This is a genomic window from Streptomyces paradoxus, from assembly GCF_014202475.1.
Classification (GTDB): domain Bacteria; phylum Actinomycetota; class Actinomycetes; order Streptomycetales; family Streptomycetaceae; genus Streptomyces; species Streptomyces paradoxus.
In genome coordinates, this window is sequence record NZ_JACHGV010000003.1 from 977275 (window position 1) to 1000360 (window position 23086).

Below are 23086 nucleotides of genomic sequence, written 5' to 3' on the forward strand. Positions count from 1 at the left end.
GACGCCCCGGCGTCAGCACGGACGCCGGGGCGATCGAAGAGGGACAGTTGCTGGTCAGTCCTGGTCGTCGTCCTGGTCGTTCTGGTCGTCGCGGTCCGCCGTGACCTTGCCCGACTTCAGGTCGATCTTCCAGTCCTGCTCGGCTCCGCCGGACTTGCGGGTCTCGGCCTCCCAGGACTTGTCCTTGCCGTCCTCGTCGAGGCCGACGGACGTCACCACGCCCTTGCCGGCGGCTGCCTTCGCGGCCTGCTCGGCGGTCACCGAGGAACCCTTCAGCGCGGCCCGCACCTGCGCCGTGTCGTCCTCGTCGTCGGTCTGCGCACCGAGGACCTTGCCGTTGGACGGGTCGACGCTCACGCTGTGCCAGGTGTTGTCGCCCGACAGGACGTCGACGTTCCAGACCACCTTGTCGCTGTCGTCCTCGTCGTCCAGCTCGGCGGAGACGACCGTGGCCGACGTGTGCTTCAGCGCCGAGGCGATGGCCTCGGGGGCGGTGACGCCGGAGGAGGAGACCCGAGCGGCGTCGTCGTCGCGGTCGTCCTGGTCGTCACGGCTGCCGTCGTCCGACAGCTTCGTGTTCGCCGCCTGCCGCGCCGAGCCCTGGTCGTCTCCCGTGGTCGCGAGAGCCGTGGCCGTACCGCCTCCGATCAGAGCGGCGGCAGTCACGGCGGCGATCACGATGTTGCGCTTCATGCGGATTCCTCCCGAGTCATTTCGTTTTCGACGTCTTCGACTCTGGCCGACGGAGGCTGAGAGGAAGCTGAAGCCCCCTGAAGTGATCTTCAGCTTCCCTTTGCCACTCTTTACGCATGCGCCTGTTGATCGTGGAGGACGAGAAGCGGCTGGCCCTGTCGCTCGCCAGGGGCCTGACGGCCGAGGGGTACGCCGTGGACGTCGTCCACGACGGACGGGAGGGGCTGCACCAGGCATCGGAGGGCACCTACGACCTGGTCATCCTCGACATCATGCTGCCCGGCCTCAACGGCTACCGGGTCTGCGCCGCGCTGCGCGCCGCCGGGCACGACGTGCCGATCCTGATGCTGACCGCCAAGGACGGCGAGTACGACGAGGCCGAGGGACTCGACACCGGCGCGGACGACTACCTGACCAAGCCGTTCTCGTACGTCGTGCTCGTCGCCCGGGTCAAGGCGCTGCTGCGGCGGCGCGGCCAGGGGGCCGGGGCTTCGCCCGTGCATGTGCACGGTGATCTGAAGGTGGACACCGCGGCCCGGCGGGTGTTCCTTTGTGAGGCCGAGATCGCCCTCACCGCCAAGGAGTTCTCCGTGCTGGAGCAGCTCGTGCTGCGGGCCGGCGAGGTGGTGTCCAAGTCCGAGATCCTGGAGCACGTCTGGGACTTCGCGTACGACGGTGACCCGAACATCGTCGAGGTGTACGTCAGCACGCTGCGGCGGAAGCTGCGCGCGGGGCTGATCCGGACCGTGCGCGGGGCCGGCTACCGGCTGGAGACGTCACCGTGAGGCGGCTGTTCGGGTCCGTCCGGGCGCGGGCCACGCTGGGAGCGACCCTCGTGGTCGCGGTGGCGCTCGTCGCGGCCGGGGCCGCCGTGCTGCTGTCCCTGCGGTCCAATCTGATCGGCGAGGCCGGCACCCAGGCGGAGCGCTCCGCCCGGGCCGTCGCCTCCGAACTCGCCGCCGGAACGCCGTACGACAAGCTCTCCGGGCTGGACGGCGACGACGGCCCGGTGCAGGTCCTGGACGAGCACAAGCGGCTGGTCGCGGCCAGCGAGGATCTGGAGCAGATCAGCGGGACGGACAGCGGCCAGGTGAAGCCGCGGCCGGCGTCGACGCCCTCCGGGGACGGCGACGACGACTCCGATGACGCGGGCGAGGCCCTGGAACCCGGCGAGATCTCCGGGGAGAGCGTCTTCAGCAACGGGTCCGCGACGATCGACGGGGAGGCGCAGGACTACCGGTTCGCCGCCGTCGAGGTGGAGACCCACGACCGGGGGCACCTCAAGGTCTACGCCGGTTCCCCGCTGGCCGCCGAGCACGGGGCCGTGCGCACCGCGCTGACGGTGATGCTGATCGGGTTCCCGCTGCTGCTCGGTGTCGTGGCGGCCGTGACCTGGCTGGTGACGCGGCGGGCCCTGCGGCCCGTGGAGGGGATCCGGCGCGAGATGGCCGCGATCACCCGGTCCGAGGACCTCGCGCGGCGCGTTCCGGAGCCGGACACGCACGACGAGATCGCCCGGCTCGCCAGCACCACCAACGAGACGCTCGCGGCGCTGGAGACGTCCGTGGAGCGGCAGCGGCGGTTCGTCGCTGACGCCTCCCACGAGCTGCGCAGCCCGATCGCCTCGCTGCGGACGCAGCTGGAGGTGGCAGCCGCGCACCCGGAGCTGCTGGACCTCGACGGGGCCGTCGAGGACACCGTGCGGCTGCAGCGGCTCGCCGCCGATCTGCTGCTGCTGGCCCGGCTGGACGCGGGGGAGCGGCTGGGCGACGCGCGGATCGACCTCGCCGGGCTCGCCCGGGAGGAGGCCGAGGGCCGGACCGGTGTGACGGTGGACGCGGAGCCCGCGGACGTGGCCGGATCGCGGGGTCAGCTCGGGCGCGTCCTCGCCAATCTGCTCGACAACGCCCAGCGGCACGCCCGGTCCGCCGTCACCGTGAGCGTGCGGCGGGAAGGCGACCGGGCCGTGGTCGGGGTGGCCGACGACGGCGACGGGGTCCCGGAAGCCGACCGGGAGCGGATCTTCGAACGGTTCGTCCGGCTGGACGCGGCGCGCAGCCGCGACGACGGCGGAGCCGGCCTGGGCCTCGCCATCGCCCGGGACGTCGCCGTCCGGCACGGCGGCACGCTCACCGCGGGGAAGGGACCCGCAGGCGGAGCCCTGTTCGAGCTCCGCCTGCCGCTCGCCTAGCCGGGGCCGCGGTCAGGGGCGCCCGCGCTGGCCGCGCAGGTGCTCCGCGATGGGCTTGAGGGCCTTGTCGAGCTCGGTCAGGGCCTCGGGGGACAGCAGGTCGATGAAGTGCCTGCGTACGGACGCCACGTGGTGGGGCGCGACCTTCTGCATCGTCGCCATGCCGTGGTCGGTGAGGACCGCGTAGAGCCCCCGGCGGTCCGACTCGCAGTTCTCCCGCCGGACCAGGTCCGCGTTCTCCATACGGGTGATCTGGTGCGAGAGGCGGCTCTTGGACTGGAGGGTGGCGGAGGCGAGGTCGCTCATCCGCATCCTCTGGGCCTCGGACTCGGAGAGATTCACCAGGATCTCGTAGTCGTTCATTGTCAGGCCGAACGGCTGCAGGTCCTTCTCGAGCTGGTACGTCAACAGCCTGTTGACCTCCAGGTGGGTGCGCCAGGCGCACTGCTCCGCATCGGTCAGCCAGCGGGTGGCCGTCTCGGTCTCCATGAATGAAGTCTACCTAAAAGGTTGAAAGGCGAACTAGTGAGGGGTGGCGTGTGACGACGCACACCTGGCGAACAGCAGTGCGCAGGCGTTCGATGTCACACTCCGCAGACTACCGCTCACAGCCCGAAGCGACGCTGGAGGTCCCCCAGCTGTCCGGGAAGACGCGGTACGCCGGACTGCCCCGCCTGGGGGCTGTGCGCCCCGCCGCCGGGCACACCGGCCTGGTGCGGAACGGCCCCCGTGGCCTGCTCCGCCATCAGGGTCTCCGACGACTGGAGCAGCACCGTCCCGGCGCCGACGAACTCGAACTGGTGCTCCTCGCCGGAGACCCCGCCCAGACCCGTCAGTGCACGTAGACCGCCCATGACGCCGGTCATGTACCCGTGGTCGTAGTGGTGACACGGGGAGGGGCAGTCGGCCCAGCCGACCAGGGCCTGGGGGTCGACCCGGATCGGGGGTTCCATGAACACCACCGGCCCGTTCGACGCGGCCACGAACTTTCCGGTTCCGATGAGGGTCAGAAAACCCGGCACGATTGATTGCTTCAGTGACAGAGTTGGCTGAAAAGCGAGGAGGTTGCCCGCGCGAATGGTCAGGTTGCCGTCTTCGAGGTCGTACGAATTGACGTCGAAGGCCCGGTCGGCGAGGAGCATCTTGCCCGAGCCCTCCGCCACGACCCAGTCGCTCGCGTGCAGTGGCGAATGGAACGACGTACGGACGAGACGGTCCAGCCGGCCGTGTCCGACGCCGTTGAAGTCGATCGAGCCGTAGTAGGCGATCATCTTCCCCTTCTGCAGGAACCACTGGCTCCCCTTGAGCTCCACGCAGAAGGTGTACGCGTTGACGTTGTCGTCGGGCGGCAGCGTCGCCGGGTCGAAGACCACGGGGCCGGCGCCGGGGCTTCCGTACGTGCTCACAGCTTCTCCTCCGACGCCTGGACGTACACCGCACCGCTGCCGCTGAGCTCCAGCTGGAACGCCTCGCCCGAGCCGCGGCCCACCATGTCCCGCCAGCCCAGGGCCGTGGACAGCTTGTTGCGGACGTCGCCGTGGTGGGCGACGTAGGCCTGCGGGTCCACATGGACCGGGCGCTGCGGGGTGATCGGGATCTCGATGACGCCGCCGTGGGCCATGACCGCGACGGCTCCCTGCCCCTTCAGTGTCGTCGTGAACAGCCCCTGGCCGCTGACCTGCCCGCGCACCATGCCCATGACGCCGCCCTGCGAGCCAAGGAACATCGTGCCCTGCTGGAGCGAGCCCTCGAAGGCCAGGAGGCGGTCCGCCTCCACGTACAGCGTGTCGCCGGTCAGCCGGATCACCTGGATGTGGTGCCCGCCGTGCCCGAACAGGACCGTGCCGCTGCCCTCGACGGTCATCAGGGGGGTGTCCTCGTCGGCGACCCGGCGGCCGATCATCGACATGATCCCGCCCTGGCCGCCCGCCGTGTTGGGCGTGAACGACACCTCGCCGCGGTACGCGAGCATCGCGCCGCGCTGACTGAACAGCCGCTGACCGGGCGCGACCGTCGCCTCGATCATCTTCGCGTTGATCTCCCGGAAGGCCATCTCACACGTCTCCCGCGATCGTGTTCCGCTCGCTCGGCTGCACGTACACCAGCCCGTCCCCCTCGAACCGCATCTGGAAGGCCTCGCCGCCGCCCTCCCCGAGCAACGTGCGGAACGTCACACCCGACTGGAAGGACTGCCGCAGATTGCCCTGGTGCGCCACGTACGCCCCCGGGTCGACGGTCAGCGGGTACTGCGCGCTGACCCGCAGCACCACTGCCGGGCCGTCCGACATGATCGCCGCCTGGCCGTGGCCCTCGACGGTCGTCGTGAACAGCCCGTTGCCCTGCGAGGCGCCGCGCAGGCCCGTGAACTCCGTGCCCGTGCGCAGCCCGCCGTCGGTCGCGAGCAGGTTGCTCGACTCGACGTAGAGCTTGTCGCCCTGGATGCTGACCAGGTTGATCTCGGAGGCACGGTCCGCGAACCAGCAGGTCCCGCGCCCCTTCACCTCCATCAACGTCATCTGCTCACCGGTCAGCCGCCGGGTCACCATGCCCCGGATGCCCTCGCCGCCGCCGCTGAGCTTCTTGAAGGCCATCTCCCCGTCGTACGCGACCATCGAGCCGTTCTTCGCCTTCACGGCATCCCCGGTCATGTCGACGGCGAGCACCTTGCTGCTCTGAAGTCGGAACATCGCCACGACTGGAAGGTAGCCGCAGGCCGGGCCCCGCGGACAGGGCCCGTGGGTGGAGAGCGACCCTGATCGCACCCCTAGGGTCCGCCGGGGCGGTCAGGCGGACCCCGGGCCGGAGGACTCGCGGCGGTTTGCCACAATGGGCGGGACGCTTGTGCGTGCGTTCACAAACCCTCGGACCCGCACAAGCCGCTCAGACCCACCAGACCGCCGCGTTACTCCCACCGACACCGAAGGTGACCCGTGGACCTCAAGACCGCCACCGCCATCCGCCGCCTCCGCCTGGTCTCGGCGCCCGAGGCGATCTCGTTCCTCCTCCTGCTGGTCTGCTCCGTGCTGAAGCGGACCACGGACTTCAACGCCGTGCCGGTGATGGGGGCCGTGCACGGTGGGCTCTTCGTCCTGTACGTGATCTTCTGGGCCGACGCGTGGAACCGGGCGAAGTGGTCGCTGAAGACCGCCGGGCTGTACTTCGTCCTCTCGGTGCTGCCCGCCGGCGGGTTCTTCGCCGAGCGCATGCTGCGGCGTGAGGCCGAGGACGCGGTCATCGCGACGCGGGCGCGCAAGGAAGGCGTGGCCGGCGCGTGATCGTCGCCTTCTCCGTCACGCCGCTCGGGGTCGGTGAGGACGTGGGGGAGTACGTCGCCGACGCCGTGCGGGTGGTGCGCGAGTCGGGGCTGCCGAACCGTACCGACGCGATGTTCACCTCCGTCGAGGGCGAGTGGGACGAGGTCATGGACGTCGTCCGGCGCGCGGTCGCCGCGGTGGAGCGGCGGGCACCGCGGGTCTCCCTCGTCCTCAAGGCGGACATCCGCCCCGGCGTGACGGACGGCCTCACGTCCAAGGTGGAAACGGTGGAGCGGCATCTCGCCGAGTAGCCGTTCCGCACGAGCCGTTCGAGAACCCTGGCCCGCTCGGGCCGGGGTTCTCTTCGTCGAGCGAGCGGCCACCGGTCCGCACAAGTGCCCGAATCCTGATAATGAGCCAAAAAGGCCATCCGACCGTCGCTCGAGTGCCATCGTTGGGGGGAAGTGGGCCGGTCGAAATCCGGGGGTGGGCGTTGGATCGGTTCGGCAGATGGCTCGTGGCGGTCACTGTGACCACAGTCGCCTTCGCGGGAACCACGTGGCTGTGCGGAGCGCTGCTCCTGCCACCGGTGATGAACGACTCGGCCGTGCGATGGACCGTGGCGTGCGGGGCCGGAGCGGCGATGGCCGCGTTGGCGGCCATGTGGGGACACGGTTTCGCGGGCGGCAGGCGTGCCGCCCCGGGACCGGCCCCGCGGGGCGCCGCTGAGCCCGGGAGCCGCTCGGTGGCCATCCGGGGCAGCAACAGCGGCAATGTCTCCACCGGCGACCGGCACGTCCCGCACCCGCCGTCGCGCGGAGCGCGCGGGAGTGCCGCGACCTCACCGGGAGAGCGTGCCATCACCATCGGCGGTGACAACCACGGCACGCTCACCACCGGTGACACCACCGACGACACGGCATCGTGACGCCTCGGTCCCTCAAGCGGCGGCCGTTCGGCAAGCGGTACGTCATCGTCGAAGGCGACAACTCCGGTCGGATCGACACCGGCGACACCACGGTCGAGATGCCCCGCATCGTCCGGGTCCCTCTGGCGGTGCTGCTCGCCGCCGCACTGACGGTCGGCGTGGGCTGGCTCTACTTCGACTGGTTCTCACCGAAGTTCGCGCCGAACTACCGGACCCAGTTCCTGATCGACACCGCGGCGGGCGCCGATCCTGAGGGCACCGCCGATGTCGCGAGGTCGCTGCGCAAGACGGTGGTGAACTCGGGTGACAAGGACGCCCTCGCCCTGCGCCGCTTCGGCGGCGAGTGCGGCGCCGCGGACAACACGGCCCGGCTGGTCGGCTTCGGCGACGGCAACCGGCAGGAGATAGGGCGGGCGGCGGCGCGCATACGGCCGAGCGGGCGGCCTACGCTCGTGCGCGGCATCGTCCAGGCCGTCGAGGACTTCTCCGAACCGTTCGACCGCAAGGCCCGTCAGGTCAACAGGATCATCGTCGTGACCCGGCACGGTGTGGACGCGTGCGAGGACGACATCGCCTTCGTCGAGCGGGAGATCCGCGAACGGGTCGGCGCGGCAGGTCTGTCCCTCCAGTTCCGGGTGGTCGGCTTCCAGGTGCCCGACGGCCAGCGACGGGAGCTCGACCGGATCGCGACCGCAGCGAAAGCTCCCCCGCCGGTCTACGCCGAGAGCGCGGCGGATCTCGACAGGACCCTCGACTGGTTCTCCAACGCGGAACCGGTGCTCACCTCGGCCCAGAGGATCGTCGACACCCTCAACACCACGGTCGACCAGGTGAACGCGGCCATCCGGGCGGTGAAGGACGGGCGTCTCGACACCGCGGACAGCACCCTGAGCCGGGCCCGGACGGCGGTGAACGGCACCCGCCCGGAGTTCGACGACCTCGCCGACCGCGCCGGGAACGCCGACGCCCGGAACGTGAACGAGGCGGCCGACCGGCTGCGCCGAAAGCAAAAACAGGTCGTGGACGCGGCCTCCCGCGTCCTGGAGGCCGCGGAGGCCGGCTCACCGCTCGACGCGCGGATGAAGGCGTTCCAGCGTGCCGCCGCGCATTACAACGACGAGGCGAAGGGCATGAACAAGCTGCTCGCCGCCCTTCGCGGGAAGCTGACCGGGACCTCATGACCGTCGACTCCACCCCGAGGCGCGGGCGATGGGCCCGCCGCGTGCTGATCATCTCCGTCGTCCTCGCGCTGGTGTGCGGCGTCGCGGCCCTCTACGTCCTGAGAGCCGTCCCGGACTACCGCACCGCCTTCCTCGTCGACACCTCGCTGGTCGAGAGCGGCAAGCAGTTCCGCGCGGTCGCGGACGCCGTCGGCTCCGCCGCGCAGAACTCCGCCGACGGTGACTCCCTGTCCCTGCGCCGGTTCGGCGGCGAGTGCGGAGACGGACGGAACACGGTGTCGGTGGTCGGCCCGGGCACGGGGCATGCGCAGAGGATCAGCACCTCCGCGCACGCACTCACACCGTCGGGGAAGCCCACACTGAAGAGCGGCCTCCTCGCCGGGATCGGCGACTTCTCCGGGTACTACCCGCTGCGGGGGAGCAAGCGGAACCGGGTCGTCGTGGTGACCTCGCACGGCGTCGACGCCTGCACGGCCGACCAGGCCTCGGTCAGAGGGGCGGTGCGCAGGAAGGCCCGGGACAGCGGAGTGCAGCTGGACTTCCGGTTCGTCGGCTACAAGGTCCCGCGGAAGGAGCAGCGGCCGCTCGCCCGGCTGGCCGAGGCCGCGGACGCCGCCCGGCCTCGCTTCGTGGACACCCCGGGGGAGCTCGCGGCCACCCTGAAACAGCTGACCGTTCCGGGCTCCCCGGAGGCCAGGCACATCGACGTCCCGTCCACGGCGACGACGTCACCACCCCCGCGCGCTGCCGCCCGGCTCTCCCTGTCCACGGCGACCCTGAAGCCCGGCGGCACCTGCACTGCGACGGCGGCCGGGATGGAACCGGGTGAGCCCGTCGTCTTCACCTGGACCGGTCCGTCCGGAGGGAGCGCGGGTACGTTCACCGCGAGGCGAAAAGGGGCGGCCACGGCGCGGATTCAGGGAATCGAGAAGCCGGGCTGGTACACCGTCCGGGCGCGAGGGCAGCACTCCGCTCGCACCGCGTCGGCGCGGCTGCGGGTGGTGCCGGCCGACAAGACCAGGCCTCGCCCCTCACTCAGTCCCAAACTGGTCCTCAAGCCGTCCACGCTGTCCGTCGGCGAGTCGACCACGGCTACTGCCTCGGGGTTCCGGCCAGGGGAGATTGTGAACTTCTACCTGGGGCCATGGGGGCACAGCGGCAGCTACGCCCAGGAGACAGCAAACGCTTCAGGAGTCGCCGTCGCCCGCCTCGGAGAGGGATGGGGGTTGGCGGAGCCCGGGGGCGTCTATCGCGTCACCGCCGTGGTGACCGCGTCTCGCCGTGAAGCCCACGCCGAGCTTCGGTACGAGAAGGAGAAGCCGACCGGCCCGTTGACCGCGCAGGCCAGTCCCGACCCGGTCGCACCCGGCGGAACCGTCACGGTCACGGGCGGCGGGTTCGCCCCGAACCGCAACGTGCAGTACAGCTCGGACCTGTTCCCCGGCAACGCGACCACCGCGTCGGAGACCGGTTCCATCGAATTCAGCGCGACGGTCCCGACGGACGCCGCAGCGGGCGACTACATCGTTCACATCGCGCAGACCGCCTCCGGAAGCGAGCTCACGGTCCCCATCAGGGTGAAGCCGGCCACCCCCACCCCCACCCGCAACGCGACGTCTCCGCCACCGTCCGGCCCCACGGCGACTCCGCATGCCCCGGCCCCCCGCGCCCGAAGGGCGAGACAGGGCTGACCGCCATGTGACCGGCCGGTAAGGTCGGGTTCGTGCCGAAGCCGCTCAGTCTCTCCTTCGATCCGATCGCGCGCGCCGACGAACGCTGGAAGCAGCGCTGGGGAAACGTGCCGTCCATGGCCGCGATCACCTCGATCATGCGCGCCCAGCAGATCCTCCTCGCCGAGGTCGACGCGGTGGTCAGGCCGTACGGGCTGACGTTCGCGCGTTACGAGGCGCTGGTGCTGCTCACGTTCTCCAAGTCCGGCGAGCTGCCGATGTCCAAGATCGGCGAGCGCCTCATGGTGCACCCCACGTCCGTGACGAACACCGTGGACCGGCTGGTGAAGTCGGGTCTGGTCGGCAAGCGGCCCAACCCGAACGACGGCCGCGGCACCCTCGCCAGCATCACCGACAAGGGCCGCGAGGTCGTCGAGTCGGCCACCCGCGACCTGATGGCGATGGACTTCGGGCTCGGCGTGTACGACGCGGAGGAGTGCGCGGAGATCTTCGCGATGCTGCGGCCGCTGCGCCTGTCGGCGGGCGACTTCAAGGAGGAGTGACCCGGGGCAAGATCTGCCGGAACGGGTCGTTACGCTCGTCTGCATGAAAAAGAGCGTGCTGACTCGCTACCGCGTGATGGCCTACGTCACCGGCGTGCTGCTGGTCCTGCTGACCTTCGGCATGATCGGCAAGTATGTGCTCGACCTGAACGGCGCGGCCGACTTCACGCGCGTCGTCAGCATCGCGCACGGCTGGCTGTACGTCGTGTACCTGATCTTCGCCTTCGACCTGGGCTCCAAGGCGAAGTGGCCGGTCGGCAAGCAGCTGTGGGTGCTGCTCGCCGGGACCGTCCCGACGGCCGCGTTCTTCGTGGAGCGCCGGATCAGCCGCGAGCTGGAGGGCCGGGTCGCCGAGGACGCGCCCGCCCCGGTCAAGGCGTAGCCCCAGGAGCAGGTGCCCGCCGCACGCACGCGTGCGGCGGTCGTTCTCACCCGTTCGCCGGGTCACTGCCGTCAGCCATCGACATTTACTAGGACGTCCAAGTAAATTCGGGGGTATGGACGCTGACGCCATCGAGGAGGGCCGCCGCCGCTGGCAGGCCCGGTACGACGCCGCGCGCAAGCGCGAGGCCGACTTCACCACGCTCTCCGGCGACCCCGTGGAGCCGGTGTACGGGCCGCGGCCCGGAGACGCCTACGACGGTTTCGAGCGGATCGGCTGGCCGGGGGAGTACCCCTTCACACGCGGCCTGTACGCGACCGGCTACCGGGGGCGCACGTGGACCATCCGGCAGTTCGCCGGGTTCGGCAACGCCGAGCAGACCAACGAGCGCTACAAGATGATCCTCCGCAACGGCGGAGGCGGGCTCTCGGTCGCCTTCGACATGCCGACGCTCATGGGCCGCGACTCCGACGACCCCCGCTCGCTGGGCGAGGTCGGGCACTGCGGCGTCGCCATCGACTCGGCGGCCGACATGGAGGTCCTGTTCAAGGACATCCCGCTGGGCGACGTCACGACGTCGATGACCATCAGCGGCCCAGCCGTCCCCGTCTTCTGCATGTACCTGGTCGCCGCCGAACGGCAGGGCGTCGACCCGTCCCTCCTGAACGGCACGCTCCAGACGGACATCTTCAAGGAGTACATCGCCCAGAAGGAGTGGCTCTTCCAGCCCGAGCCGCACCTGCGGCTCATCGGCGACCTCATGGAGCACTGCGCGGCCGGCATCCCCGCGTACAAGCCGCTGTCCGTCTCCGGCTACCACATCCGCGAGGCCGGGGCGACGGCCGCGCAGGAGCTGGCGTACACGCTGGCGGACGGCTTCGGGTACGTCGAGCTTGGCCTCTCGCGCGGGCTGGACGTGGACGTCTTCGCCCCCGGCCTGTCCTTCTTCTTCGACGCGCACGTCGACTTCTTCGAGGAGATCGCCAAGTTCCGCGCGGCGCGGCGCATCTGGGCCCGCTGGATGCGCGACGTCTACGGCGCCAAGTCCGAGAAGGCGCAGTGGCTGCGCTTCCACACGCAGACCGCGGGGGTCTCCCTCACCGCGCAGCAGCCGTACAACAACGTCGTACGCACCGCCGTGGAGGCCCTGGCGGCCGTGCTGGGCGGTACGAACTCGCTGCACACCAACGCGCTCGACGAGACCCTCGCCCTGCCGAGCGAGCAGGCCGCGGAGATCGCGCTGCGCACGCAGCAGGTGCTGATGGAGGAGACCGGCGTCGCCAACGTGGCCGACCCGCTGGGCGGTTCCTGGTACGTCGAGCAGCTGACCGACCGCATCGAGGCGGACGCGGAGAAGATCTTCGAGCAGATCAAGGAGCGCGGGCTGCGGGCGCACCCCGACGGGCGGCACCCCATCGGCCCGATCACCTCCGGCATCCTGCGCGGCATCGAGGACGGCTGGTTCACCGGGGAGATCGCCGAGTCGGCGTTCCGGTACCAGCAGGCGCTGGAGAAGGGCGACAAGCGGGTCGTCGGCGTGAACTGCCACGACGGATCGGTCACCGGGGACCTGGAGATCCTGCGGGTCAGCCACGAGGTGGAGCGCGAGCAGGTCCGGGCGCTGGGCGGGCGCAAGGCCGCCCGTGACGACGCCGCGGTGCGCGCCGCACTCGACGCCATGCTGGCCGCCGCCCGCGGCGGCGCCAACATGATCGAGCCGATGCTGGACGCGGTGCGGGCGGAGGCCACGCTCGGGGAGATCTGCGGGGTGCTGCGGGACGAGTGGGGGGTGTACACCGAGCCTGCCGGGTTCTGAGCCGCGGCCGCCCGGGCCGGGGCGGCGTCGCCGGTCGCCGGACGGCGGACCTGACACGACCCCGGCGGCGCGGACCGTCGCGCGGCACCCCACCCCGCGGCGCACGTGAGCGGGCCGCCCGGCCGGACAGGGGCGTGGCTCAGACGTCGGCCGGGGGCGGGGCCTCGCCCGCCAGGCCCCGCAGCAGTACACCGGTGAAGCTGTGGACCCATTCCTCGTCCGCCGGTTCCGCGCTCACCAGAGTGCGGTGCACCACCGCGCCCGCCACCATGTCGAAGATCAGGTCGACCGTGCGGGCGGACGAGGCCGGGTCCGGCTCCGCGGCGAGTTCGCCGCGGGCCTGGGCCCGCGCGCGGCCCTCCAAAACCAGCCGCTTCTGGCGGTCGACGACCGAGGCCCGGATGCGTTCCCGCAGGGCCTCGTCCCGGGTGGCTTCCGCCACCACCGCCATCAGGCCGCTCCTCGCCTCCGGAAGAGCCAGGATCGAGGCGAACTGGAGGACCACGCCCTCGATGTCGGCGGCCAGGGAGCCGCGGTCGGGGAGTTCCAGCTCGTCGAAGAGTTCCGCGACCGCGTCGACGACCAGTTCGTTCTTGCCCGCCCAGCGGCGGTAGAGGGTGGTTTTCGCAACCCCGGCGCGCGTGGCGACGTCCCCCAGGGTGAGTTTGGACCAGCCCAGTTCCACCAGAGCCTCGCGTGTCGCCGCCAGGATCGCGGCGTCCGCCGTGGCGCTGCGCGGGCGCCCGGTGCGGCTGGCTGGGCTGCGGCTCTGCATGTCACGACCATAGACCCGGCGGTTCCCGTCGCGGCCGTGAGGGAGATCACCGGGGGGTGGTGTCCCGGCGCCCCGGCGGGGCATTACGCTACGACTCGTAGCGAAAGCCCGTGATGGACGTACACGGGCCTCGCGCACCCGGCGTGGGGTGGGGACCCGGCGCCGAAAGGCACTCGACCGGCCTGGCTTTCACACCGTTTTTCACACGCGCGCGCAGGACGGGGGAGGATAGGCGCATGCAGCCACGGAACATGTCCATGAGCGGAGTCGTCGACCTCGCCGCGGTGAAGGCGGCCCAGGAGGCCAAGGCGAAGGCGGAGCAGGCGCGCGCGCAGTCCGCCCGGGAGGGCGGGACGGGGGCGATCTCCCCGGCCGACCTCGTCATCGACGTCGACGAGGCGGGGTTCGAGAGGGACGTCCTGCAGCGTTCCGCCGAGGTGCCCGTCGTCATCGACTTCTGGGCCGAGTGGTGTGAGCCCTGCAAGCAGCTCAGCCCGGTCCTGGAGCGGCTGGCCGTCGAGTACAACGGCCGCTTCCTGCTCGCCAAGATCGACGTCGACGCCAACCAGATGCTGATGCAGCAGTTCGGCATCCAGGGAATCCCCGCGGTGTTCGCGGTCGTCGCGGGTCAGGCGCTGCCCCTCTTCCAGGGAGCGGCCGGCGAGGCGCAGATCCGGCAGACCCTGGACCAGCTGGTGCAGGTCGGCGAGCAGCGCTTCGGCCTGACGGGTCTCACCGTCGACCCCGAGGCCCAGCCGGGCGGCGCCCCGGCGGCTCCCGAGCGGCCGGCCGGCCCGCACGACGGGCTTCTGGAGGCCGCCGTGCAGGCCCTCGACTCGGGCGACCTGTCCGGCGCCGTCCAGGCGTACAGGAACGTACTGAACGAGGACCCGGCCAACGAGGAGGCCAAGCTGGGCCTCGCCCAGGCCGAGTTGCTCCAGCGTGTGCAGGGCGTCGACCCGCAGCAGGTGCGCCGGGACGCGGCCGACAAGCCGGCCGACGTGCAGGCGCAGATCGCCGCCGCCGACCTGGATCTGGTGGGCGGGCATGTCGAGGACGCGTTCGGCCGGCTCATCGAGGCCGTGCAGCGCACGGTGGGTGACGACCGGGACACCGTACGGGTGCGGCTGCTGGAGCTGTTCGAGGTCGTCGGGCCCGACGATCCCCGTGTGATCGCGGCGCGCAGGGCCCTGGCGCGCGCCCTGTTCTGACCAGTCGTTAAACACGCGGGCATGTGGTGCCCGCGTGAAAAGTTTGCCGATAGAAGGTCACTGCGGCCGCGCTTTACCAAATCTTGGTAATCGCGGCCGCTGTTACTACGAGTAAGTCATCGGCGTTGATCTGTCGGATTCTGTCCATCGATCAACAGCTTTGTACCGGCGTTCGAGACCACCCTGTGTCGTCGGCCGAGACCGACGGGTCGTTGTTCGGTTATCCGGCCGTTACTAGCGAGTAACGAACCCCCTTGTGCGGGCGGCGAGAATGCACCACGATCGGCCACGCTCGGTCCAATCCCGTACCCCGGCAGCCGGTTGGGTCACGGGACGTCCTGGGTCCCCACCGAGCAGAGCCGGCGGCAGTGGCGCCGGCTCTTGGACAGGGGGGTCTTCGCCCTTCCGGCGAAGCCTGTCCAGCAGGGTTGTGCGTGATGCGTGTCAGGCGCGACCAGTGGTTGTCGCTCGGGGGTGATCGCCGGTGATTCGGGCGCAGTTGCGCCGCCGAGTGCAGGCGCTCTCCTTCCCGAGGACGTAGCACTTCTCCCATCCCTGCCCGGCTGAGCCGCCAATCGCGGCGAGCCAGGACAGGAGATGTACGTCCGAGAAGGAGGAAATATGGAGTCCCAGGTGCGTGGCGGGACCAGATGGAAGCGGTTCGCTGTGGTCATGGTGCCCAGCGTCGCCGCCACGGCTGCGATAGGTGTCGCCCTCGCGCAGGGCGCTCTCGCCGCGTCGTTCAGCGTCTCCGGCCAGTCGTTCAAGGTCACGACCGACCAGCTCGTCGGCACGGGCTTCTCGCAGTACGGCGCCCTCGATGAGGGATACACGCTCGACGGCAAGAAGTCGGTGCACCCGGTCGCGGTCTCGTCGTTCAAGCAGGCGACGATCAAGAACCTGTGCCAGTCGGTCGTCACCCCGAACATTCCGGTGCTCGGGAACGTCAGCCTGATCCTGCGTGCGGGTCAGGGTGCGAAGCCGGTCGAGGCCCAGAACCTCTACATCGACGTCGCCGACCTCAGTGCCGACGCGACGTTCGAGAACATCGACATCGGTGTGGCCGCCAAGGACGCCAACAAGGGTCCGGCCATGAGGAAGGGCGAGACGGCGAACCCGTACGGCTTCGCCCAGCAGGCCGACAAGGCGACCCTGACCGACGTGAAGCAGACGGCGTGGGCGACCACCGCCGGAACCTTCAAGCTCAGCGGCCTGAAGATGTCGCTGTCGACGGGTGTCAAGGAGTGCTACTAAGCACTCGATGACGGGCGGGGGAGCCGGTGGCGCCCCCGCCCGTCCACCTTCCGGCCGCGCCTTCACGCGGGGCCCACATCACCACCACAGCAACGCTGTACCAGGGAGCTGTTTTTCCATGAGCGCCGAGACTCCTGCCGCCACCGGCCAGTTCACCGTCCGGAGGCAGCAGTTCCGCGCCTGGCGGGGTGAGCGGCCGTTCTGGGCCGGGCTGTTCGTCCTCCTCAGTGGACTGCCCATCGCCTACTTCCCGTACGCGAACCTCCAGATCGGTCACCTGACGCTGGCGATGGCGACCACCGCGGGTGCAGGGTCCCTGATCATCGGCGTGCTGCTCGTCGTACTGGGCGTGAGCCTCTGGTTCCAGAAGCACGTCCGCGTCTTCGCGGGAGTCGCGGCCATCCTGCTGGCGCTGGTGTCCATCCCCGTGTCGAACCTCGGCGGCTTCCTCATCGGCTTCCTCCTCGCCCTCGTGGGCGGGGCGATGGCCGTGGCCTGGGCGCCGGGCGCACGTCCCGCGGGACAGCCCGCCGCCATGGCCAGCACCGGCACGGGCGGGACCCCCGAGGCAACGGACCACGAGACCACGGTGCTGCGGCCCGTGGACGGGGTGGACGAGCCGAACGATCTGTCAGGAACGAACCCGGCCAACGGGGCGAACGGGAGGCACAGTGCCGGCTGACGAGGTGACCCACGGGGCTGATGTGGGGGCGTCCCGTGTGAGAACCGGGCCGCGCCACGCGGCACCCAAGAAGCCGCTGTTCACCAGGTTCAGCAGGCCGACCGGCAAGGCGATAGCCATGGCGGCGATGCCGACGGCGGTGCTCATGGGCATGGGCTTCACGTCGACGCTCGCCATCGCGGACAGCGATACTCCGGCCGCGCCGACGTCGAAGAGCCTGACGGCCGACGAGTACAAGGACTGCGTGGCGGCCCTGGAGGACTCCGAGAAGGACTCCAAGGGCGACGAGTCCGCCTCGCCGACGCCGTCCCCCTCGGCGAGCGACGGCGCCACGGACGAGAAGGACGACCAGGGCGACACGGCCCCGAAGCCGTCCCCCTCGGGCGGCACGGACGCGAACAACGGCGGTTCCTCTTCGTCGGATTCAGGTGCCGACGACGAGGCTGAGCCGAAGCCGAGCCCGTCCACGAGCGCGCCCGCCACGGGCGGCGACGACGCGGCGGCCACGCCGTCCCCCTCGCCGTCCGAGAGCGGCGGCAACGTGCTGGAGGACATCGGCGACGCGATCGGCGGCATCTTCGACGGCCGAAACGGCGAGGACAAGGACGAGGCGAGCTCCAGCCCGACCCCGTCCGCCTCGGCGTCGGAGAGCACCGAGAAGCCGGCCGAGGACGCCTCCGGTGCCGAGCAGGACACGGCCGAGAAGGCCGCCGGCACGGTCGAGGACACCCTCAAGGACACCACCGGCGAGGCGTCCGACGCGGTGAAGGACACCGGCAAGACGGTGGAGGACACCTCCAAGGCCGTCGAGAAGGCGGCCGAGGACGCGGCGGAGAAGGCGAAGGAGGCCACCGCCTCGCCGAGCCCCTCCCCGAGCGCCAGCACGGACCCCGACGACTGCCCGGCCGCCACCGACGCCGAGGGCGGCGTCGACAACAAGGTGCCGCTGCCAGACGACCCGTGGTTCCTCAACGCCAGCTCGCTGACGCTGAAGGGCGCCGACTACAAGGGCGTCGTCGAGGTGCGCACCGCCAACGGCACCGTCAAGAAGGTCCTGAAGTACGTCATCTCGGGCGGCACCGACATCGGTGACCTGCACCAGACCGTCAAGGACAAGCAGTCCGGCAAGACCTACCACGTGCAGGCGGCCAAGGGCTCGACGTCCACGATCCGCGACGGCGACACCGTGATGTACACGGAGAGCATCTCCGGCAACCTGCTCGGGCTGATCCCGATCACGTTCGACCCGGAGCACCCGCCGCCGCTGAACATCCCGCTGATCTACTTCACCAACGTGAAGGTGCAGCAGGCCGGCCAGTTCGGCGGGACCCTGCACGTGCCGGGGCTGCACAACTTCGTCACCGACTGAGCGCCCCTCAGAGCCCGTTCGGGAGCCGCACACGCCGAGGGCGCCCCCTGGATCCCAGGGGGCGCCCTCGGTGGCGTGTACGGGCCTTCACGGCCCTTCGCGGATCAGCCCTTGGCCTCGCCCAGGTGGTGGACCCGCACCATGTTGGTGGTGCCGGGCACGCCGGGGGGCGAGCCGGCCGTGATGACCACGATGTCGCCCTCGTTGAAGCGGTTCAGCTTCACCAGCTCCTGCTCGACCAGGTCGACCATCTCGTCGGTGCTGTTCACGAACGGCACCACGTGGGGCTCCACGCCCCAGCTCAGCGCCATCTGGTTGCGGGTGCCCTCGTCGGTGGTGAAGGCGATGATCGGCTGGACCGCGCGGTAGCGCGACAGACGGCGGGCGGTGTCGCCGGACTGCGTGAACGCCACCAGGCCCCGGCCGCCGAGGAAGTCGGCGATCTCGCACGCCGCCCGGGCCACCGAACCGCCCTGCGTGCGGGGCTTCTTGCCCGGCACGAGCGGCTGCAGGCCCTTGGACATCAGCTCCTGCTCGGCGGCGGCGACGATCTTCGACATCGTCTTCACGGTCTCGATCGGGTACGCGCCCACGCTCGACTCGGCGGACAGCATGACCGCGTCGGCGCCGTCCAGGATCGCGTTGGCCACGTCGGAGGCCTCGGCGCGGGTCGGACGGGAGTTGGTGATCATCGACTCCATCATCTGGGTCGCCACGATCACCGGCTTGGCGTTGCGCCGGCACAGCTCGATCAGGCGCTTCTGCACCATGGGGACCTTCTCGAGCGGGTACTCGACGGCCAGGTCACCGCGGGCGACCATCACACCGTCGAACGCCATCACGACGTCCTCCATGTTCTGCACCGCCTGCGGCTTCTCCACCTTGGCGATGACCGGGACGCGGCGGCCCTCCTCGTCCATGATGCGGTGCACGTCCTGGACGTCCTTGGCGTCGCGGACGAAGGACAGCGCGACCAGGTCGCAGCCCATCCGGAGGGCGAAGCGGAGGTCCTCGACGTCCTTCTCGGACAGGGCGGGCACGTTGACGGCCGCGCCGGGCAGGTTGATGCCCTTGTGGTCGGAGATGACGCCGCCCTCGATGACGATCGTCTTCACCCGGTGGCCCTCGACCGCGGTGACCTTCAGCTCGACGTTGCCGTCGTTGATGAGGACCTGGTCGCCCTTGGTGACGTCGCCGGGCAGGCCCTTGTAGGTCGTCCCGCAGATCGTCTTGTCGCCCGGGACGTCCTCGGTGGTGATGGTGAACTCGTCACCGCGCACCAGCTCCACGGGACCCTCGGCGAAGGTCTCCAGACGGATCTTCGGGCCCTGGAGGTCGGCGAGGACACCGATGGCCCGGCCGGTCTCCTTGGCGGCGGCGCGGACGCGGTCGTACCGGCCCTGGTGCTCGGCGTGCGAGCCGTGGCTGAAGTTGAAGCGGGCCACGTTCATGCCGGCTTCGATCAACGCGACAAGCTGATCGTGGGAGTCGACCGCGGGGCCGAGAGTACAGACGATTTTCGAACGGCGCATGGGGGCGATCCTATCGGTTTGTTTCGCAACGGAATATTCCGTCTGGCGGAAAATACAAAAGGGCGGCATGCCGCTCAGGTGTGATTCCCCGAACCAATTACCAGCGCGTAGGTCTGTGTCGCGATCTCCAATTCCTCGTCAGTAGGCACCACCGCCACCGCGACCCGGGCGCCCTCGGGCGAGATCAGCCGGGCCTCGTCGCCGCGCACGGCGTTGCGCTCGCCGTCCACCGCCAGGCCCAGCTCCTCCAGGCCCGCCAGGGCGGCCGCCCGCACGGGAGCCGCGTTCTCGCCCACACCGGCGGTGAAGGCGACCGCGTCCACCCGCCCGAGCACGGCGTAATAGGCGCCGATGTACTTCTTCAGCCGGTGAATGTAGATGTCGAACGCCAGCTCCGCCTGCTCGTCGCCCTCGTCGACGCGGCGGCGGATCTCCCTCATGTCGTTGTCACCGCACAGACCGATCAGACCGCTCTTCTTGTTGAGAAGAGTGTCGATCTCGTCGGCGGACATTCCACCAACACGCATCAAATGGAAGATGACGGCCGGGTCCATGTCTCCGGAGCGCGTACCCATCACGAGCCCCTCCAAAGGCGTCAGTCCCATGGAGGTGTCCACACAGCGGCCGCCCCGCACGGCCGAGGCGGACGCCCCGTTGCCCAGGTGCAGCACGATCACGTTCGTCTCGGCGGGGTCCTTGCCCAGCAGCTCCGCCGTGGCCCGGGAGACGTAGGCGTGCGAGGTGCCGTGGAAGCCGTAGCGCCGCACGCGGTGCTCATCGGCGGTCTGCACGTCGATCGCGTAGCGGGCGGCCGACTCCGGCATGGTCGTGTGGAACGCGGTGTCGAACACGGCGACCTGCGGCAGGTCGGGACGCAGCACCTGCGCCGTGCGGATCCCGGTGAGGTTCGCCGGGTTGTGCAGCGGCGCCACCGGGATGAGCCGCTCGATCTCGGCGAGCACCGCGTCGTCGATCACGGTCGGCTCGGTGAAGGTCTTGCCGCCGTGCACCACCCGGTGCCCGATCGCGGCCAGTTCGGGCGAGTCCAGGCCGAGGCCGTCCTTGGCGAGCTCCTCGGCGACGGCCTTCAGGGCGGCGTCGTGGTCGGCGATCGCACCGCCGCGCTCCCGGCTCTCGCCACCCGCCGGGGTGTGCTTCAGGCGGGACGTCTGCTCGCCGATGCGCTCGACCAGGCCCACCGCCAGCCGGCTGCTGTCGCGCATGTCGAGCAGCTGGTACTTCACCGACGAGGAGCCGGAGTTGAGGACGAGGACACGGGTGGGGCTCACTGGGCGGTCGCCTTCTCGCTCGGGGACGGGGCGGGGGTCTGGGCCTGGATCGCCGTGATGGCGACGGTGTTGACGATGTCCTGGACCAGGGCGCCCCGGGACAGGTCGTTGACCGGCTTGCGCAGGCCCTGCAGCACGGGGCCGACGGCGATCGCGCCGGCCGAGCGCTGCACGGCCTTGTAGGTGTTGTTGCCGGTGTTCAGGTCGGGGAAGATCAGCACGCTCGCCTGCCCGGCGACCTCGGAACCGGGCAGCTTGGTCGCCGCGACCGACGGCTCCACGGCGGCGTCGTACTGGATCGGGCCCTCGATCTTCAGGTCGGGCCGGCGCGCGCGGACCAGCTCGGTGGCCTCGCGGACCTTGTCGACGTCGGCGCCCGAGCCGGAGGTGCCGGTGGAGTACGACAGCATCGCGATCCGCGGCTCCACGCCGAACTGCTCGGCCGTGGTCGCCGACTGGATGGCGATGTCGGCGAGCTGCTCGGCGTCCGGGTCCGGGTTGACCGCGCAGTCGCCGTAGACCAGGACCTTGTCGGCCAGGCACATGAAGAACACCGACGAGACGATGTCCGCGTCCGGCTTGGTCTTGATGATCTCGAACGCCGGGCGGATGGTCGCGGCCGTGGAGTGCACCGAGCCCGACACCATGCCGTCGGCGAGACCCTCCTGGACCATCAGCGTGCCGAAGTAGTTCACGTCCGAGACGACGTCGTACGCCAGCTCCACGGTGACGCCCCGGTGCGCGCGCAGGGCCGCGTACTGCTCGGCGAAGGCGTCACGCAGCTCGGAGGTCGCCGGGTCGATCAGCCGGGACTCGCCGAGGTCGACGCCGAGGTCGGCGGCCTTCTTGCGGATCTGGTCGACCGGGCCGAGCAGGGTGAGGTCGCACACGCCCCGGCGCAGCAGCACCTCGGCGGCGTGCAGCACGCGCTCCTCGGTGCCCTCGGGCAGGACGACCCGGCGCAGGTCGGAGCGGGCCTGCTCCAGCAGCTTGTGCTCGAACATCATCGGGGTGACGCGGTCGCTGCTCGGCGCGGAGACCCGGCGGGCCAGGTCGGCGGTGTCGGCGTACCGCTCGAACAGGCCGAGGGCCCGCTCGGCCTTGCGCGGGGTGGCCGCGTTCAGCTTGCCCTCCAGGGAGAACAGCTGCTCGGCGGTGGGGAAGCTGGTGCCCGCCACCGACAGCACCGGGGTGCCGGGGGCGAGGCGGTCGGCGAGGGTCAGGATGTGGTCGCCGGGCACCTCGTCCAGGGTGAGCAGCACGCCCGCTATCGGTGGGGTGCCGGCGCTGTGCGCGGCGAGGGAGCCGACGACCAGGTCGGCGCGGTCGCCCGGGGTGACGACGAGGCAGCCCGGGGTCAGGGCGCCCAGGAAGTTCGGCAGCATCGCGCCGCCGAAGACGAAGCCGAGCACGTCCCGGGCGAGCCCCGAGTCGTCGCCGAGCACCACCTTCGCGCCGAGGGTATGGCCGATCTGCGAGACGGTCGGCGCGGACAGCGCGGGCTCGTCGGGCAGGACGTAGCAGGGCACGGGCAGTCTGGAGTCGAGCTGGCCGGCGATCTCGTCGCGGTCCTCGCGGGCCACCCGGTTGGCGACCATGGCGAGGACGTCGCAGCCCAGGGTGTCGTAGGCGCGGTAGGCGTTGCGCGTCTCGGCGAGCACGGACTCGACGGTCTGCTTGCGGCCCCCGACGACCGGGATCACGGACGCGCCGAACTCGTTGGCCAGCCGTGCGTTGAGCGACAGCTCGTCCGGGAGCTGGGTGCCGGCGTAGTCGGTGCCGAGGACCAGGACGACGTCGTAGTCCCGGGCGACCCGGTGGAAGCGGTCGACGAGGGTGGACACCAGCTCGTCGGTTCCGGCCTCGGCCTGGAGGGCGGACGCCTCGTGGTAGTCCATGCCGTAGACGGTCACCGGGTCCTGGGTGAGCCGGTAGCGGGCGCGCAGCAGCTCGAAGAGGCGGTCGGGCCCGTCGTGGACCAGGGGGCGGAACACGCCCACCCGGTCGACCTGCCGGGTGAGGAGCTCCATGACCCCCAGTTCGACGACCTGGCGTCCGTCGCCGCGGTCGATGCCGGTCACGTACACGCTGCGGGTCACGCGCGCTCTCCGTTTCGTCTCGGATGGGGGTACGCCTCTCGCCCCACTGCTGTCCAGCCAGGGGCACAAAAATCGCCCACCGAGGTGAGCAGAACCCTCTTGACAATACCTCTGCCGGTATATAAGGCGCCCATCAGAGCCGGGTGCCCCACCGGGCTGTGGGGCGTGAAACAATCGGCAGTGGCTCACCGGTGTCA

Annotated in this window: 23 protein-coding genes; 14 read left to right on the plus strand and 9 right to left on the minus strand. The window is 70.5% G+C overall.

Annotation, left to right across the window (positions count from 1 at the left end; all coding sequences use genetic code 11):
- Window positions 1-54 precede the first annotated feature (54 nt).
- Window positions 55-693 (minus strand): PepSY domain-containing protein, encoded by a 639-nt coding sequence (locus tag HNR57_RS14250; RefSeq protein WP_184560254.1) that lies wholly within the window; start codon window positions 691-693, stop codon window positions 55-57.
- Window positions 694-809: 116 nt separating this feature from the next.
- On the opposite strand from HNR57_RS14250, the gene HNR57_RS14255 reads away from it, so the two are divergent.
- Both HNR57_RS14255 and HNR57_RS14260 read left to right on the plus strand, forming a co-directional pair.
- Entirely contained in the window at window positions 810-1478 is a 669-nt protein-coding gene (locus HNR57_RS14255; protein ID WP_184560256.1) for a response regulator transcription factor, read from the plus strand.
- Entirely contained in the window at window positions 1475-2884 is a 1410-nt protein-coding gene (locus HNR57_RS14260) for a sensor histidine kinase (RefSeq protein WP_184560258.1), read from the plus strand. The genes HNR57_RS14255 and HNR57_RS14260 overlap by 4 nt, the downstream gene beginning before the upstream one ends.
- 12 nt (window positions 2885-2896) lie before the next feature.
- On the opposite strand, the gene HNR57_RS14265 is transcribed toward HNR57_RS14260, so the two are convergent.
- The 4 genes from HNR57_RS14265 to HNR57_RS14280 all read right to left on the minus strand — a co-directional run bounded on the left by HNR57_RS14265 (window position 2897) and on the right by HNR57_RS14280 (window position 5571).
- Window positions 2897-3373, minus strand: a complete 477-nt coding sequence (locus HNR57_RS14265) for a MarR family winged helix-turn-helix transcriptional regulator (RefSeq protein ID WP_184560260.1) — start codon at window positions 3371-3373, stop codon at window positions 2897-2899.
- Between the two features lie 116 nt (window positions 3374-3489).
- Window positions 3490-4290 (minus strand): AIM24 family protein, encoded by an 801-nt coding sequence (locus tag HNR57_RS14270; RefSeq protein ID WP_184560262.1) that lies wholly within the window; start codon window positions 4288-4290, stop codon window positions 3490-3492.
- A complete protein-coding gene (locus HNR57_RS14275; RefSeq protein WP_033312956.1) occupies window positions 4287-4937 on the minus strand; it encodes an AIM24 family protein in 651 nt (216 codons plus the stop codon). The genes HNR57_RS14270 and HNR57_RS14275 overlap by 4 nt, the downstream gene beginning before the upstream one ends.
- Before the next feature lies 1 nt (window position 4938).
- Window positions 4939-5571 (minus strand): AIM24 family protein, encoded by a 633-nt coding sequence (locus tag HNR57_RS14280; RefSeq protein ID WP_031105041.1) that lies wholly within the window; start codon window positions 5569-5571, stop codon window positions 4939-4941.
- Between the two features lie 243 nt (window positions 5572-5814).
- Here HNR57_RS14280 and HNR57_RS14285 point away from each other — a divergent pair, with 243 nt between their 5' ends.
- The 8 genes from HNR57_RS14285 to icmA all read left to right on the plus strand — a co-directional run bounded on the left by HNR57_RS14285 (window position 5815) and on the right by icmA (window position 12678).
- Window positions 5815-6159 (plus strand): DUF3817 domain-containing protein, encoded by a 345-nt coding sequence (locus HNR57_RS14285; protein WP_184560264.1) that lies wholly within the window; start codon window positions 5815-5817, stop codon window positions 6157-6159.
- A complete protein-coding gene (locus HNR57_RS14290) occupies window positions 6156-6449 on the plus strand; it encodes an MTH1187 family thiamine-binding protein (RefSeq protein ID WP_030854324.1) in 294 nt (97 codons plus the stop codon). Before HNR57_RS14285 ends, HNR57_RS14290 begins: the two co-directional genes overlap by 4 nt.
- Before the next feature lie 218 nt (window positions 6450-6667).
- On the plus strand, window positions 6668-7066 hold the full coding sequence (locus tag HNR57_RS14295; RefSeq protein WP_184560266.1) for a hypothetical protein: 399 nt from the start codon (window positions 6668-6670) through the stop codon (window positions 7064-7066).
- Window positions 7063-8247, plus strand: coding sequence for a VWA domain-containing protein (locus tag HNR57_RS14300; RefSeq protein ID WP_184560268.1), 1185 nt, complete (start codon window positions 7063-7065; stop codon window positions 8245-8247). Before HNR57_RS14295 ends, HNR57_RS14300 begins: the two co-directional genes overlap by 4 nt.
- The gene (locus tag HNR57_RS14305; protein ID WP_184560270.1) at window positions 8244-9938 is read left to right on the plus strand and encodes a vWA domain-containing protein; all 1695 of its coding nucleotides are present in this window, start codon (window positions 8244-8246) and stop codon (window positions 9936-9938) included. The genes HNR57_RS14300 and HNR57_RS14305 overlap by 4 nt, the downstream gene beginning before the upstream one ends.
- 32 nt (window positions 9939-9970) lie before the next feature.
- On the plus strand, window positions 9971-10480 hold the full coding sequence (locus HNR57_RS14310) for a MarR family winged helix-turn-helix transcriptional regulator (protein WP_184560272.1): 510 nt from the start codon (window positions 9971-9973) through the stop codon (window positions 10478-10480).
- Between the two features lie 43 nt (window positions 10481-10523).
- Complete coding sequence (locus HNR57_RS14315) at window positions 10524-10862, plus strand: DUF3817 domain-containing protein (protein WP_184560274.1); 339 nt, start codon at window positions 10524-10526, stop codon at window positions 10860-10862.
- Window positions 10863-10977: 115 nt separating this feature from the next.
- Complete coding sequence (gene icmA, locus HNR57_RS14320) at window positions 10978-12678, plus strand: coenzyme B12-dependent isobutyryl-CoA mutase large subunit (protein ID WP_184560276.1); 1701 nt, start codon at window positions 10978-10980, stop codon at window positions 12676-12678.
- A gap of 139 nt (window positions 12679-12817) precedes the next feature.
- Here the strand turns inward: icmA and HNR57_RS14325 are convergent, their stop codons facing one another.
- Window positions 12818-13453: a TetR/AcrR family transcriptional regulator gene (locus HNR57_RS14325; protein WP_184560278.1), complete on the minus strand. Its 636-nt coding sequence runs from the start codon at window positions 13451-13453 to the stop codon at window positions 12818-12820.
- Window positions 13454-13689: 236 nt separating this feature from the next.
- Between HNR57_RS14325 and HNR57_RS14330 the strand changes: the two genes are divergently transcribed.
- The 4 genes from HNR57_RS14330 (at window position 13690) to HNR57_RS14345 (ending at window position 17969) form a co-directional block, all read left to right on the plus strand.
- On the plus strand, window positions 13690-14664 hold the full coding sequence (locus HNR57_RS14330) for a tetratricopeptide repeat protein (RefSeq protein WP_184560280.1): 975 nt from the start codon (window positions 13690-13692) through the stop codon (window positions 14662-14664).
- A 621-nt stretch (window positions 14665-15285) separates the two neighbouring features.
- On the plus strand, window positions 15286-15918 hold the full coding sequence (locus tag HNR57_RS14335) for a DUF6230 family protein (protein ID WP_033312948.1): 633 nt from the start codon (window positions 15286-15288) through the stop codon (window positions 15916-15918).
- A gap of 118 nt (window positions 15919-16036) precedes the next feature.
- Window positions 16037-16600: a DUF6114 domain-containing protein gene (locus tag HNR57_RS14340; RefSeq protein WP_184560282.1), complete on the plus strand. Its 564-nt coding sequence runs from the start codon at window positions 16037-16039 to the stop codon at window positions 16598-16600.
- Complete coding sequence (locus HNR57_RS14345) at window positions 16590-17969, plus strand: prolipoprotein diacylglyceryl transferase (RefSeq protein WP_184560284.1); 1380 nt, start codon at window positions 16590-16592, stop codon at window positions 17967-17969. Before HNR57_RS14340 ends, HNR57_RS14345 begins: the two co-directional genes overlap by 11 nt.
- Before the next feature lie 104 nt (window positions 17970-18073).
- On the opposite strand, the gene pyk is transcribed toward HNR57_RS14345, so the two are convergent.
- From pyk to pta, 3 genes are all read right to left on the minus strand, one after another.
- The gene (gene pyk, locus HNR57_RS14350) at window positions 18074-19501 is read right to left on the minus strand and encodes a pyruvate kinase (protein ID WP_184560285.1); all 1428 of its coding nucleotides are present in this window, start codon (window positions 19499-19501) and stop codon (window positions 18074-18076) included.
- Between the two features lie 74 nt (window positions 19502-19575).
- On the minus strand, window positions 19576-20790 hold the full coding sequence (locus HNR57_RS14355; protein WP_184560287.1) for an acetate kinase: 1215 nt from the start codon (window positions 20788-20790) through the stop codon (window positions 19576-19578).
- Entirely contained in the window at window positions 20787-22889 is a 2103-nt protein-coding gene (gene pta / locus HNR57_RS14360) for a phosphate acetyltransferase (protein WP_184560289.1), read from the minus strand. Before pta ends, HNR57_RS14355 begins: the two co-directional genes overlap by 4 nt.
- Window positions 22890-23086 lie beyond the last annotated feature (197 nt).

Excerpts from the sequence above, each read along its gene's own strand:
- HNR57_RS14250 (WP_184560254.1), bottom strand. The coding sequence starts at position 693 with ATGAAGCGCAACATCGTGATCGCCGCCGTGACTGCCGCCGCTCTGATC.
- HNR57_RS14255 (WP_184560256.1), top strand. The coding sequence starts at position 810 with ATGCGCCTGTTGATCGTGGAGGACGAGAAGCGGCTGGCCCTGTCGCTC.
- HNR57_RS14265 (WP_184560260.1), bottom strand. The coding sequence starts at position 3,373 with ATGGAGACCGAGACGGCCACCCGCTGGCTGACCGATGCGGAGCAGTGC.
- HNR57_RS14275 (WP_033312956.1), bottom strand. The coding sequence starts at position 4,937 with ATGGCCTTCCGGGAGATCAACGCGAAGATGATCGAGGCGACGGTCGCG.
- HNR57_RS14280 (WP_031105041.1), bottom strand. The coding sequence starts at position 5,571 with ATGTTCCGACTTCAGAGCAGCAAGGTGCTCGCCGTCGACATGACCGGG.
- HNR57_RS14305 (WP_184560270.1), top strand. The coding sequence starts at position 8,244 with ATGACCGTCGACTCCACCCCGAGGCGCGGGCGATGGGCCCGCCGCGTG.
- HNR57_RS14315 (WP_184560274.1), top strand. The coding sequence starts at position 10,524 with ATGAAAAAGAGCGTGCTGACTCGCTACCGCGTGATGGCCTACGTCACC.
- icmA (WP_184560276.1), top strand. The coding sequence starts at position 10,978 with ATGGACGCTGACGCCATCGAGGAGGGCCGCCGCCGCTGGCAGGCCCGG.
- HNR57_RS14325 (WP_184560278.1), bottom strand. The coding sequence starts at position 13,453 with ATGCAGAGCCGCAGCCCAGCCAGCCGCACCGGGCGCCCGCGCAGCGCC.
- HNR57_RS14330 (WP_184560280.1), top strand. The coding sequence starts at position 13,690 with ATGCAGCCACGGAACATGTCCATGAGCGGAGTCGTCGACCTCGCCGCG.
- HNR57_RS14335 (WP_033312948.1), top strand. The coding sequence starts at position 15,286 with ATGGAGTCCCAGGTGCGTGGCGGGACCAGATGGAAGCGGTTCGCTGTG.
- HNR57_RS14340 (WP_184560282.1), top strand. The coding sequence starts at position 16,037 with ATGAGCGCCGAGACTCCTGCCGCCACCGGCCAGTTCACCGTCCGGAGG.
- pyk (WP_184560285.1), bottom strand. The coding sequence starts at position 19,501 with ATGCGCCGTTCGAAAATCGTCTGTACTCTCGGCCCCGCGGTCGACTCC.